11 protein-coding genes are annotated in these 12,794 nt (G+C 71.3%); 7 read left to right on the top strand and 4 right to left on the bottom strand.

The window, feature by feature from the left end:
* Nucleotides 1-179: 179 nt before the first annotated feature.
* The 3 genes from E1288_RS04910 to E1288_RS04900 all read right to left on the bottom strand — a co-directional run bounded on the left by E1288_RS04910 (nucleotide 180) and on the right by E1288_RS04900 (nucleotide 2,070).
* Entirely contained in the window at nucleotides 180-452 is a 273-nt protein-coding gene (locus tag E1288_RS04910; protein WP_132481431.1) for a GPP34 family phosphoprotein, read from the bottom strand.
* A 3-nt stretch (nucleotides 453-455) separates the two neighbouring features.
* Complete coding sequence (locus E1288_RS04905) at nucleotides 456-1,745, bottom strand: ArsB/NhaD family transporter (RefSeq protein ID WP_132481428.1); 1,290 nt, start codon at nucleotides 1,743-1,745, stop codon at nucleotides 456-458.
* Between the two features lie 91 nt (nucleotides 1,746-1,836).
* Nucleotides 1,837-2,070: a hypothetical protein gene (locus E1288_RS04900; protein WP_132481425.1), complete on the bottom strand. Its 234-nt coding sequence runs from the start codon at nucleotides 2,068-2,070 to the stop codon at nucleotides 1,837-1,839.
* Between the two features lie 305 nt (nucleotides 2,071-2,375).
* Here E1288_RS04900 and E1288_RS04895 point away from each other — a divergent pair, with 305 nt between their 5' ends.
* The 7 genes from E1288_RS04895 to E1288_RS04865 all read left to right on the top strand — a co-directional run bounded on the left by E1288_RS04895 (nucleotide 2,376) and on the right by E1288_RS04865 (nucleotide 11,072).
* Nucleotides 2,376-3,338 carry a HAMP domain-containing sensor histidine kinase gene (locus E1288_RS04895; RefSeq protein ID WP_132481422.1) on the top strand — a complete coding sequence of 321 codons (963 nt, stop codon included), beginning with the start codon at nucleotides 2,376-2,378 and terminating at the stop codon, nucleotides 3,336-3,338.
* Entirely contained in the window at nucleotides 3,331-3,987 is a 657-nt protein-coding gene (locus tag E1288_RS04890) for a response regulator (protein ID WP_132481419.1), read from the top strand. The genes E1288_RS04895 and E1288_RS04890 overlap by 8 nt, the downstream gene beginning before the upstream one ends.
* Nucleotides 3,988-4,251: 264 nt before the next feature.
* The gene (locus E1288_RS04885) at nucleotides 4,252-5,232 is read left to right on the top strand and encodes a cutinase family protein (RefSeq protein ID WP_165967985.1); all 981 of its coding nucleotides are present in this window, start codon (nucleotides 4,252-4,254) and stop codon (nucleotides 5,230-5,232) included.
* 179 nt (nucleotides 5,233-5,411) lie between these two features.
* On the top strand, nucleotides 5,412-8,339 hold the full coding sequence (locus E1288_RS04880; RefSeq protein ID WP_165967984.1) for an AfsR/SARP family transcriptional regulator: 2,928 nt from the start codon (nucleotides 5,412-5,414) through the stop codon (nucleotides 8,337-8,339).
* A 56-nt stretch (nucleotides 8,340-8,395) separates the two neighbouring features.
* Entirely contained in the window at nucleotides 8,396-9,379 is a 984-nt protein-coding gene (locus E1288_RS04875) for a hypothetical protein (RefSeq protein ID WP_132481410.1), read from the top strand.
* A 299-nt stretch (nucleotides 9,380-9,678) separates the two neighbouring features.
* A complete protein-coding gene (rpmF, locus tag E1288_RS50100; RefSeq protein WP_328592437.1) occupies nucleotides 9,679-9,987 on the top strand; it encodes a 50S ribosomal protein L32 in 309 nt (102 codons plus the stop codon).
* Nucleotides 9,988-10,016: 29 nt separating this feature from the next.
* Nucleotides 10,017-11,072 carry a radical SAM protein gene (locus E1288_RS04865; RefSeq protein WP_207954175.1) on the top strand — a complete coding sequence of 352 codons (1,056 nt, stop codon included), beginning with the start codon at nucleotides 10,017-10,019 and terminating at the stop codon, nucleotides 11,070-11,072.
* 49 nt (nucleotides 11,073-11,121) lie between these two features.
* On the opposite strand, the gene E1288_RS04860 is transcribed toward E1288_RS04865, so the two are convergent.
* Entirely contained in the window at nucleotides 11,122-12,783 is a 1,662-nt protein-coding gene (locus E1288_RS04860) for an ABC-F family ATP-binding cassette domain-containing protein (protein ID WP_132481404.1), read from the bottom strand.
* Between the last annotated feature and the right edge of the window lie 11 nt (nucleotides 12,784-12,794).

The raw sequence follows: 12,794 nt of genomic DNA, 5'->3' as shown, positions 1-12,794 counted from the left end.
ATGAAGGCCCGCCGCTCCCCCGGCGGGCCTTCATCATGTGCTGGGCCGGGCATTCGCCGCGGGTCGCGCGGCGGCCGGCTCAGCTGGCCGCAGCCCCTCGGCGCGCCGCGATGGACCACTCCAGCGCCTTCCGAAGTCCAGGAAGCACCGCGTCGACGTGGTCGGCGAACGCCCGGAACTCATCCCCGGTGCGCGTGGCGTTCCCGGCCGCTGAAAGCGGTCCGGACGTCGCCTTCGGCGGCGAACGCGGCGAGGGTGAGGTCCTCGATCCCAGCGGTGGCCGGGTCGTGGCCGCCCAGGACCGCGGTCCGCACCCGGTCCCGCAGGGCTCGTGCCTGCCCGGGGTCGTCCAGGACGACGTTCACCGGGACCAGCCCCAGCACCCGGCGTCGGTCGACCGTGATGGCGCCGGTCGCGGCGAGCTCGTCGCCGGCACAGCCGACAGCGATCACCGCCTACAGCGCGAAGTACCGCAGCCAGACGTAGAGCGTGGCCAGGGCGATGGTCACCGCGGTGACGACGAGGCCGTACTTGGTGAACTCCCAGAAGCCGATGGGATGGCCGTTGCGGGCCGCCCAGCCGATGGCGACGACGTTGGCGCTCGCGCCGATCGCGGTGGCGTTGCCGCCGAGGTCGGCCCCGAGCGCGAGCGACCACCACAGCGCCCGGCCGGTGTCCGGATCGGGCACGGTGGCCACGAGTTCCTCGACGATGGGCATCGTGGTCGCCACGAACGGGATGGTGTCGATCATGCCGCCGACCGCCGCGGAACCGATGATCAGCCCCACCGCGGCCAGCAGGTAGTCGTCGCCGACCAGGTCGATCGCGGCGCGGCCGAGGGTGTCGATCGCGCCGACGTCGACCAGCCCGCCCACCATCACGAACAGCCCCATGAAGAACACGAGGGTGGACCAGTCGACCTCCTGGAGGAACTGCTTGGTGGTGGTGCCCGAGACGAGCACCATGAGCCCGGCGCCGAGCAGTCCGACGAACGCGGGGTCGATGCCGATCGGGCCGTGCAGGACGAACGCGATCACGACCGCGCCCGCCACGACCAGGCAGCGCCGGAGCAGCCGGTGGTCGTGGATGGAGTCCTTGCCGTCCAGCTCCATGATCTCGGCCATGTGCTCTTCCGCGTCCAGGAACGCCTTGCGGAACAGCACCCGGCACAGCGCGATGAAGACCGCGAGCAGGACGACGGTGATGGGCGCGAGGTTGACCAGGAAGTCGGCGAACGACAGGCCCGCCCGGCTGCCGATCATGATGTTCGGCGGGTCGCCGATCAAGGTGGCGGTGCCGCCGATGTTCGCGGCGAGGACCTCGGCGATCAGGAAGGGCACGACCGGCAGCCGGAGTCGTTGGCAGACCGCGAGCGTGATCGGTGCGATGAGGAGCATGACCGTGACGCTGTCGAGGAATGCCGAGACGACGGCGGTGAACAGCACCAGGATGACCATCAGCCGGAAGGACCGGCCGCGGCTCTTCTTGGCCGACCAGATGGCTAGGTAGTCGAAGACCCCGGTGTGCTTGAGCACGCTGACCGTGATCATCATGCCCAGCAGCAGGAAGATCACGTTCCAGTCGATGCCGGTCTTCTCGCTGAAGAATGCGCTGTGGGCGTCCACCGCGCCCAGCAGCACCATGACGGCGACCCCGCCGAGCGCGGCGGCGACCCGGTGGATGCGTTCGGTGGCGATCAGCACGAACGCGGTCAGGAAGACGAGGATCGTCAAGGCGGTGGTCACGACCGCGCCTCCCCGTCATCCGCGACGGGAGCCACCCGGTCGACCGGGCCCGTGTCGGCGCGTCCCACTGTTCGCCCCGGGCTCGTGCCCGTCAGCGGTTCGGCCGCCAGGCGAGGTGCCCGATGGAGGCGGCGAGGACGAGGCCGCCCGCGAGGAGCAAGGCGTGTCCGAGCACGAGACCCGCCCCGATCGCCCCGAGCGCGATGACCAGCACGATCCGGTCCGTCGTCGGCCGGTGGTCGTGTTCCGGACGGGTCGCCGCTGGTGGGCGGCCGGCGGCCTGCTTCGCGGGACCTGCGGGCCGCCGTGATCCGATGGGTGCCATGGCTGGTCCTTCCCCCGAGAGCGCTCCTTCGTCTCGCGCGTGGCGGTGACGTTCTGAGGCTCTCCGACCGCCCGGCATGGACGCCATCCCGGGCGACACCCATTTCCCGGGGTGCCGATCATGCAATCGGGTCCGCCTCCGTGGTCCGCCCGGTGCGCGGCGTGGGTGAGCTCCCGGATGGACAGCACCGTCGCGACGCCGACAAGCTGGGGCGCACTGGCGAGCGGAGGCGCTGGTCGAGCGCACGACGGGCGCACGAACTTGCGCGATAGTGGGCACAGCGACAGGCGAGGAGGCCGGGCATCGTGTCCCTGTTCTGGAGGCTGTTCCTGCTCAACACCGCGGTGCTGATCGCGGGCGCCGCGCTGCTCCTGTGGGGGCCGGCCACCGTCTCCACCCCGTTCTTCGTCACCGAGGCCCTGATCCTGGCCGCCGGCCTCGCGGCGATGCTGCTGGTCAACGCCGTCCTGCTGGGCGCCGGGCTGGCGCCCCTGCGGCGGCTCGCCCGAGCGATGCGGGCGATCGACCCGCTGCGCCCGGGCTCCCGCCCCGAGGTCACCGGCAGCGGGGAGGTCGCCGACCTGATCAGGACCTTCAACACCATGCTCGACCGGCTCGAAGCCGAGCGCGCCACCAGCAGCGCGGTCGCCCTGTCCGCGCAGGAAGCCGAGCGCCACCGCATCGCGCAGGAACTCCACGACGAGGTGGGCCAGACCCTCACCGCGGTCCTGCTCGAACTCAAGCGGGTCGCGGACGACTCCCCGGACTCCGTCGCGACCGCGTTGCACCACGTCCAGGAGATCACCCGCGGCAGCCTGGAGGAGATCCGCCGCATCGCCCGCCGGCTGCGCCCCGGTGTCCTGGAAGAACTCGGGCTGGTCAGCGCGCTCAAGGCGCTCACCACCGAGGTCCTGCCGCACAGCGGGCTCACCGCGCGCTGCCACGTCGACAACGACCTGCCCGATCTCGGCGGCGCCGTCGAACTGGTCCTCTACCGGGTCGCGCAGGAAGGCCTCACCAACACGGTCCGCCACGCCCGCGCCACCCGCCTCGATCTCTCGCTGCTGCGCGGCCCGACCGCGGTGGAGCTGTACGTCCGCGACAACGGCCGCGGGATCGGCGACGCCGCCGAAGGCGCAGGCATTCGCGGCATGCGGGAGCGGGCGCTGCTCATCGGCGCCGAGCTCACCCTCGGCCCCCGCCCCGGGGGCGGCACCGAGGTGCGCCTGCACGTGCCCACCGCGACGAAAGCGCCTGCGCATGTCTGACGCGACGAAGACCCGCATCCTGCTCGCCGACGATCACGCCCTGGTCCGCCGCGGGGTCCGCCTCATCCTCGACAACGAACCGGACCTGGTCGTCGTCGCCGAGGCGGGTGATGGCGCGGAGGCGATCGAGAAGGCCCGCACCGACGAGCCCGACCTCGCCATCCTCGACATCGCCATGCCCCGGCTCACCGGATTGCAGGCGACCGCCGAGCTTTCCCGCCGCCACCCCGATCTGCGCATCCTCATCCTGACCATGTATGACAACGAGCAGTACTTCTTCGAAGCCCTCAAGGCCGGTGCGTCCGGGTACGTGCTGAAATCCGTCGCGGACCGCGACCTGGTCGAGGCGTGCCGCGCCGCCATGCGCGGCGAACCCTTCCTCTACCCCGGCGCGGTCACGGCGCTGATCCGCAACTACCTCGACCACGCCGCCGATGAGGAGTCGAGCACCAGGGTCATCACCCGCCGCGAGGAGGAGATCCTCAAGCTGGTCGCCGAGGGCCACTCGTCGAGGGAGATCGCCGACCTGCTCGTCATCAGCATCAAGACGGTCGAACGGCACCGCGCCAACCTGCTGCAGAAGCTCGGGCTGCGGGACCGCCTCGAACTCACCCGCTACGCCATCCGGACCGGGCTCATCGAGCCGTAGCCCGTTCCTGCGCGCCGCCTCACCGAAAACCCGGCCGGTATCCGCGATTCCCGGGCGCCCGTTCCCGCATCGATGAAATGGCGATGAAATCGGGCGGCGCGAATGGATTTCCCGCCTGATCCGGGTTGACCCCGTGATCGCCGCCCGACGATCATGCTCACCGTATCCGGGCCCGGTTCAACCGTTTTCGTTCCTCCTCAGCGCAGCGCGCGCACTTTCCGCGGAATGTGCGGTCGATGCTGCGCGCAGATGGAAAGGAATTCCATGCGATTGGTGAAGAAGGCGTGTCTGGCGCTGGCGGGCGTCGCACTGGCCGCGGGTCTGGGTGGTGTCGAGATCGCGGCGGCCGCGCCGGAACCGGCGGTGACGGCGGACTGCAGTCATCTCTACCTCCTGACCGACGGCAGGGGCCGGGGGCTGACCGGCCGGACCTGGGACGACGCCGGAACGGCCGTGCCGGCCGGGGCGCACATGGAGAAGTTCCGGTACGAGGACGGGATCGTCCCGGGCGTGCACCCGCACAGCCTGGACAACACGCGCCGGGTGGCGGCCCCGGCGCTGGAGAAGCGGGTCGTCGACTTCCACCGCGCCTGCCCGGGTTCGAGGATCACCCTCGTCGGCTACTCGTTCGGCGCGCTGATCTCCGGCGACGCGATCGAGCTGCTGGCGAGCAAGAACGAGGTCCCGCACCACCTGGTCAACGCCATGCTGATCGCCGATCCGCGCCGCGGCGTCGCCGACACCGGCGCGCAGGGGCCCTCCGGCGGCATCATGTCGGTCGCTCCGGACGGCCCGGGCATGCACACCCCTGGGCCGCACGACTTCCGCGACATCGAGGTGGCGAGCATCTGCCGGGAGGACGACGTCGTCTGCAACGCCGCGAACCCGATCTCCAACGCGCAGGCGTTCTCCGGTCAGCTACAGCGGCTCAACACCGCGCACGGTGCCTACGGCGACGCGGATCCGAACCTGAGCTTCTGGGCCAGGCCGGCCAACTTCGCGAACGTCGGGCACCTGCTGCTCCCGCCGTCCGCGCCGATCACCTGGGGCCCGGCCGCATTCCCGGCCCCGATGCCACGGGAAATGCTGAACGACAACGAGATCTACAAGGGCGTGATGGACGGTCTCACGCAGTCGGGAGACACCATTGCCTGGGCGAACGTGCTGAACTCGTTCGGCCTGCCCGGTGACCAGATCGTCCACGGGTTCTGGCAAGCGCTGCAGGAGGCCGGTGCCGGCTACTGAACCCCTGCCGACCGAGGAACAGATCTCCGTGGCCCGCGTCGTTCTGGACGCGGGCCACGGATGCGTCCGCGACCGCGCGTTCTGGCGGCGAACTTCACCGGCTCGACCCACGGCGCGGGAACGCCTCCGCGCGGCGGACCGGCGGCTAGGGTGTGCGCCGATGGAACGCCGTCGCTCGGGTGAGCGACCTCGTCCGGTCGAAGGAGGGCGCGATCGCCAGCGACGAGGGCACTCCCGCGCTGCGGTTCGCCGTCCTCGGGCCGCTGCGGGCCTGGTGCGGCGACGAGCCGGTGGGGCTCGGCCCGGTCCGCCAGCAGGCGGTGCTCGCCGCGCTCCTGCTGAACCGCAACGCGGTTCGGACTGCGGACGAGCTGCTCGGGGCGATCTGGGGCAAGGAGCCGCCGGCCAGCGGGTCCAATGTCGTCTCCGTCTACCTCTACCGACTGCGCGCCGCGTTCCGCGCCGCCGGGGCGACCGACGACGTCATCCGGCGGCACGGGGCCGGCTACCAGATCACCGCGTCCGCATACCTGGATGCCGCCGAGTTCGACGGCCTGGTGGACCGGGCGACCGCAGCGCTGGCCGCCGACCGGCAGGTGGACGCCGAGGCCGCGCTCACCAGCGCCACGGCACTGCTCGACGGAGAACCGCTGGCCGGGCTGCCCGGCGGCCACGCGGCGGCCGAACGGCAGCGGCTGCTCGATCGCGGTCTCACCGCGTGGCGACGACTCGCGGATCTGTGGATCCGCAGCGGCCGGCACTCCGCCGCGATCGACGCGCTGAGCGCACTCATCGCGGAGCACCCCTACGACGAGCCGAGCGTGGCGCTGCTGATGCGGGCCCGGTACGGCGGTGGCTGGGTGGCCGACGCTCTGCAGGACTACCGGAATCTGCGCGATCGCATGGTGCGGGGCCTCGGCGTGGAGCCGGGGCACGAGCTTCGCGCGCTGCACCAAGCCGTGCTGCGCGAGGACGACGTCACGATCGGTCTCGGCGAGCGGATCGCTCCGCCCGTGCGGCGCGGCGCCGGACGCGTCGAGCTGCCGCCCGACAACGTTCGCCTGGAAGGCAGAGCGGACCAGATCTCCGCGCTCACCGAGCACCTGTCACCGCGTGCCGATGGCGCACCGCACCTGGTCGCCGTCGACGGCATCGCCGGGGTCGGGAAGTCGGCGCTGGTCGTCTACCTCGCCCACCAGCTGCGCCCGGCCTATCCCGATGGCGCGCTGTTCCTCGACTTGCACGGGCACACGGCAGGCCGGTCGCCGCTCGGTCCGGCGGACGCGCTCGGCCGGTTGCTGCGCACGATCGGCGTGGCGGACCGGGATGTGCCGGACGACGTCGACGAGCGGGCCGCGGTGTGGCGCGCCGCGACCGCCGACGCCCAACTGCTGGTCGTGCTCGACAACGCCGCGTCAGCCGAGCAAGTCCGCCCGCTGCTGCCGGGTGGGGGTGGCAACCGGGTGCTGGTGACCAGCCGGACCCGGCTGGTCGACCTCGACGTCGACCACCAGGTCACCCTCGATGCGCTCGGCGACGACGCCGCCACCGCCCTGCTGTCCAGGCTCATCGGTGCGGTCAGGGCGGAGGCCGAGCCGGGCGCCGTGCGCGACGTCGTGCGGGCGTGCGGAGGCCTGCCGCTGGCGCTCCGGATCGTCGCGGCCCGAATGCGCAGCCGACCGGCGTGGACCTTCGCGTACCTGGCGAGCCGGCTCGCGGACGGCAATCGCAGGCTGTCCGAGCTCGCGGTCGGCGACCGCAGCATCGAGGCGGCGTTCGCGCTGTCCTACAGCCGGCTGCCCGCGGCCGAGCAGCGGATCTTCCGCCTGCTGGGCGAGATTCCTGGCATCGCACCGGATCAGTACTGCGTCGCAGCGCTCGCCGACGTCGCACCGCCGGAGGCCGGGCAGTTGCTAGAGCGGGTGGTCGACGCCGGCCTGCTCGACGTGGCGGCGATCGACCGGTACCGGCTGCACGACCTGGCGACCGACTACGCCCGCAGGCTGGCCGAGTCCGCGCCGGAGCCGGGGGCGCTGGAACGGGTGCTGGACCACTACCAGCGGGCGACCCGCCGCAGCAGGGTCCTGCTGACCGGTGAACCGGATCCGGAACCGGACGACCGGGGCGGATTCCCGTTCACCGATGCCGAAAGCGCCGCGGACTGGCTGACCGGATGCCGGGTGACGCTGCTGGAACTGGTCGAGCACGCCGCGCGAACCGGCCACCTGGCGGCGGCCGGGCGGATCACCTCCGCCATCGTGGACCCGTACACCATGCGCACCTGGTTCTCCGATGCCCGCCGGATGCACGAGTGCGTGCTCGCCGCCGAAACCGATCCGCGGCGGACCGCTCCACTGTGGACAAGCCTGGCGAACGTGCACGGCATGCGCGGCGCCTACCAGCAGGCGCGGGACTGCTTCGAGAAGGCCCTCACCGGATACCGGGCGCTGGACGACGAGGAGGGCCAGACCCGGGCGCTCGGCGGGCTGGGCGCCGCGGCCAGGTCCCTGGGCCGGCACGACGAGGCCGCCGGGTACCTGACGCGGGCGCTGGGCGTCGCCGAAGACCTCGGCTACGACCGCCTCCGGATCCTCATGCTGTCCAACCTCGGAATGCTCCACGGCCAGATGCGCCGGCACGACGTCGCGTTGGAACAGCTGCGCGCCGCGGCGGTGCTCGCGGCCGAGCTGAACGATCCGCGGATGCGCACGATGACCGTGTGCGCGCTCGGCGAGCAGCTGTGCCGGGTCGGCGCCACGCAGGAGGCAGGCGAGGTGCTCGCCGAGGCGCTGGATCTCGCGCAGCGAACCGGCGATGTCCTGATCCGCGGGTTCGCGCTGACCCACCTGGGCACCGTGGCGGAGCAGTCCGGCGACCTGGACACCGCGATCGCCCGGCATCTCGCCGCGCTGGACGCCGTCGACGCCGACGCGGTCGAGACCACGATCGAGATCCGCAACCACCTCGGCGACGCGTACCTCGCGGCAGGCCGCCCTTCGGACGCCAGGAAGCAGTTCCTGGCCGCGGTCGAGCTGACCGAGAGCGCCCCTAGCCCGGTCGCCAGGGCGCGAGCGCTCCGCGGCCTGGCCCGCTGCGGCCCCCAGTAGCGCAACATCGGCCGATTCAGCCCGGGATGTCGGCGAGCGTCCCTAGAGTGATCGTCATGCCCGACAGCACTGCCGCGGCCCCGAGCACGTCCGGGGACGAGCTGAACCAGTGGATCAACGATGTCCAGCCCCTGGTGATGCGCCTCGAGACCTGGCACGTGGACCAGGAATTCGAGTTCCAGCCCGACATGTCCGCGGATTCCCTGCTGGTGCTGGAAGAAGCACTCGTCAACTCCTACCGCCCCGAGGGCGGCCCCGATGCCGCGGACTTCCTGCGCGGCGCGATGGCCTACCTCGGCGAGTCGTTGATGATGATCGCCGGCGGCCAGTGGGGCTGGGCCGCCGACGAGCGGCCCGTGGTGCTTCCGGCTCCGGAACTGCACCTGGAGCCGGTCGACCCGCTGAACCTCATCGTGGAAGCGCTGGAAAGCCCGGTGTTCGGCGTGTTCACCGGTGCTGCCGACATGCTGCGGGACGCCGTGCTCGAACGGCAGGCCGAGCATCCGGGGTGGAAGCCGGTCAAGGAGCCGACCCCGGGTCTGGACCCGTGGGGTTCGGAGGACCAGCACCCGTGGCTGGCAGGATGGCTGGCAGCCCGGACAGCGCAGTTCGACGCGTGGGTGGCGGACACGGGCGTCGAGAAGGCCGCGTGGGACTTCTCCCCCGCATCGCTGGACGTCCTCGGGCGCCTGGTCACCGAGCGGTACCCCGGCGGCGAGGCGTTCGAGCGGGACGAGGAAGCACCTTTCGCGCAAGGCGCCATCTGGTACGCCGGAGAGGTCGGGATCCGCAACCGCTCCGGCGCCTGGCGATACCGGGAGCCGGCCGAAGGGCTCCCACCGGAGGAAGTGGAGAGGAACATCTACCTCCTCCGCCCGCACGTCGTGCAGCCGGCCGTCCGCGAAGGAGGAGGCGACATCCCCTTCTTCGCCCTCTTGCAAGCCGCCCGCGAGAGGAACCCGGAAGCTCCCCGCACACGCCTCGGCCGCTACGCCGCCCCCACCGACAGCCCGGTCAGCTACCGCGGCGTGCAAGCCTGACAGCTCCTTTCCGGGCTGGCTCAGTGCTTCTTCCGGCCCTCGTCCCGGACGTCGCTACACAGCGCGACGTTCCGCGCTGCTAGCATGTCGAACGTGATCGAGGTCGACAGAATCTAGCCACCGAACTGCCGGTGGCCTTCACCCGCCCGCGGAAGCATGGCTCCCGGGTCCGTGGATGACCTTCCCCAGCGCAGGGCTGTAGATCCGCCTGTTCGAGGCTGTGACTTCCCTGCGCGAACTTCACCGGCACGTTCGCGCCGCACCGACCTCGGCCACGAGTCCGTGCTTGCGAACGCGCGATGTCGATCTCGTATTGCCGGATTCATCGCCCCGGCATCGACTCCGCCACCGCATCGACGCCTGGCCTGTGGTCGGTTGCGCCGTCAGCTCCGCTGATCCGCATCCTCCAGAAAGGCCGGCACATGCAGCACCGCACGTCCCGTTCCCGCACCCGTCATCGCCGCGCGCGCTGGAAGGCCAGCGCCCCGGCGCTCGCCGCCTGCGCGAATCCCGCCTGCGGAAAGCCCACCCCGCCGCATCGGGTGTGCGCGCACTGCGGCTTCTACCGCGGCCGAGAGGCTCTATCCGCATTGGACGGTGACAGATGAGCGCCGTCCTCGCCCCGAGAAGCCGCTGGATGCGGATTCGCGACCATCTCGCCGAGGCGGGAGCCCCCGCTTTCCGGTTCCGGCAGCTGATCGACGCTTGGCAGAACTCGACCGCCGAGACGTTCGCTGAGGTGCATGTGCTCCCGGCGGCGCTGCGCGCCGAGCTGGCCGAGCGGTTCGGCCCGCGGATGCACACGCTCACGCCGCTGGAGGTGCAGCACGGCGAGCAGGTCGAGAAGGTTCTGTTCGCCTCGGACACCGGGGCGCGGATCGAGACCGTCGTCTCGCACTACCGGGCCGGGTGGGACTCCATGTGCGTCTCCTCCCAAGCCGGTTGCGGTCTGGGCTGCACGTTCTGCGCGACCGGGGCCGTGGGTCTGGTCCGCAACCTGAGCGCGGACGAGATCGCCTCCCAGGTCATGCACCCGCACTGGACGCGCACGGGTCTTCCCCGGCCGACGAGCGTCGCGTTCATGGGAATGGGCGAAGCACTCGCGAACCCGCACCTGTTCGACGCGCTCACCCTCCTCACCGACCCCGGCTACGCCGGGATGTCCCCGCGACGGCTGACCGTCTCGACCGTCGGAGTCGCGCCGAACCTCGCCCGGCTGGTCGAACAGCACCCCCAGGTGACGATCACGTTGTCCGTGCACTCACCGTTCCCCCAGCAGCGCGCACGAATCATCCCGCTGGAAGACCGGTTCTCGCTCGCGCGGAACCTCGACATCCTCGATCGGCACGCGGCCGCGAGCAGGCGCAAAGTCTACCTGGCCTACCTGTTGATCGCCGGTGTCAACGACAGCGACGACCACCTCGCGGCCGTGGCCGAGCTGGTGCGCCGGCGATCTCGGCCGGAGCTGTTCCACGTCAGCGTCATCCGCTACAACGAGGCGACAGGCGCGGTTCCGGGCTATCGCGCGCCTTCGTCCAGGCGCGTCGACGAGTTCGTGAACGGTCTCATCGCCCGCGGGGTGAACGCCACCAGGCGCCGCCAGCTCGGTGCCGACATCGACGCCGCCTGCGGACAGCTCCACGCCAAGTATCTCGGCTCGGGTGACGCTCCGGCGGTCCTACGAGGGAGATGACACCGAGACGGCCCGCTGCCGGTGAGGGCAGCGGGCCTTCGAGGTGACCCTACTGGATCAATCGCATCACGAATTCCTGCTGACCTGCCACAGGGTTCGCGTCCAGCAGTCGTCCACTGTCGACACGAACTTCGACTCCGCGCCATCGTGTGCGCATCCAGCGATCGTGGCTGGCGACCACGATCGCGCCCGGTCCGGGGCCCAGTGCGTCCTCCAGCTCGTCGCACAGGCTGGGTGACAGGTGGTTGGTGGGCTCGTCGAGCAGGAGCAGGTGCGGAGGGCGTGCGACCAGCAGAGCCAGGGCAAGCCGTCGACGCTGCCCCACCGACAACTCCCCGACAGGTCTGTCCAGGTCCCGTTCCGGCAGCAATCCCAGCGAGCCGAGCGGGACGGTTTCCGCCCGGGCAGCGCCGACCGCCGCCTCGTACGTCGCCCGCGCGGTGCGTCCCGGCTGGTCGAACTCGGTGTCCTGGCCGAGCAGGCCGACGCGAATCCCGGGCCGCCACCGCACGCCCTCCTGGTCGAGCCGGCCGGCCAGCACAAGCAGCAGGGTCGACTTCCCCGCACCGTTGGGCCCGGTCACGAGTAGCCGTTCGGTGACCGAAACGTCCAGGTGCCCGACCGAAAGCCTCCCGGGCACGTGAACGTCGCGCAACGCCACTAGGAGTTCCCCTTCTGCATGCTCCGCGAGAGAGTCCGGGCGGAACCGCAGAGGTTGCGGCGGCGCAGGAACCTGGTGGCGTTCCAGTTCTTCAAGCCTGCGTGCCGCGTTGCGCACGCGCCGCGCGATCTGGTTCTGCACCCGCCCGGCTCGGTGTCCGTAGCCCATCTTCTCGTTGTCGCGCTTGGCGCGATTCGGCGCGACCTGGTGGGTGGTCACGCCGAGCGAGTCTCGCAGGGCGGCGATCTCCTCCTGCTCCTCGGCGTAGCGCCGCTGCCAGCGTTCCCGCTCAGCCCGCCGCTGCGCCAGGTAGTCGCTGTAGCCGCCGCCGTAGCGGGCCGGGCCGTCCACGGCCGGGTCGAGGTCGATCAGGTCCGTGCAGACCGCATCGAGGAACGCCCTGTCGTGGCTGGCCAGCACGACGGTTCCCGGCTGGCTGCGCAGTTGCTCCTCCAGGAATTCGGCCGCGTCATCGTCGAGGTGGTTGGTCGGTTCGTCGAGCAACAGCGCAGAAGGCCTGCGGACCACCAGCGCGGCCAGCGCCAGCCGCCCGCGCTGGCCGCCGGACAGGGAGGCGAGGGCGCGGTCGTGCGCGACGGAGCCGAGGCCCAGGCCGGTGAGCACCATCTCCGCCCGGCGGTCGGCGTCCCACGCCTCGTGGCGCTGCGCCCGTTCCAGGCTCTCGGCGTACTCGGCGAGGAGATCGCCGTCATCCGGCGCGTCCGCGAGAAGCCCGGAAAGCCGGTCGATCTCGGCGAGATCTTCGCGGACGTCGGCGAGCGCGTCGTCGATCACACCGGACACTGTGGACTCTGAGTGGAACGGCATCTCCTGGCGGAGGTAACCGAGATCCGGCGGGCGTTGCACGCTGCCGCGGTCGGGCCGGTCGACCCCGGCGAGCACGCGCAACAACGTGGACTTCCCGACGCCGTTCTCACCGATCAACCCGATCCTGCGGCCCGGAGCCGCCGTGAGCGAGATGCCGTCGAGCACCCGCCGATCACCGAGCACGCGCACGACGTCGTGCGCGATCAGAGCTGCTTCGACCATTGCCGTGGCCC

Origin of the sequence: Saccharopolyspora elongata (genome assembly GCF_004348985.1) — a bacterium.
Classification (GTDB): domain Bacteria; phylum Actinomycetota; class Actinomycetes; order Mycobacteriales; family Pseudonocardiaceae; genus Saccharopolyspora; species Saccharopolyspora elongata.
The sequence above is the reverse complement of the archived record's forward strand: the minus strand, read 5'-3'. Positions and strand labels throughout refer to the sequence as shown.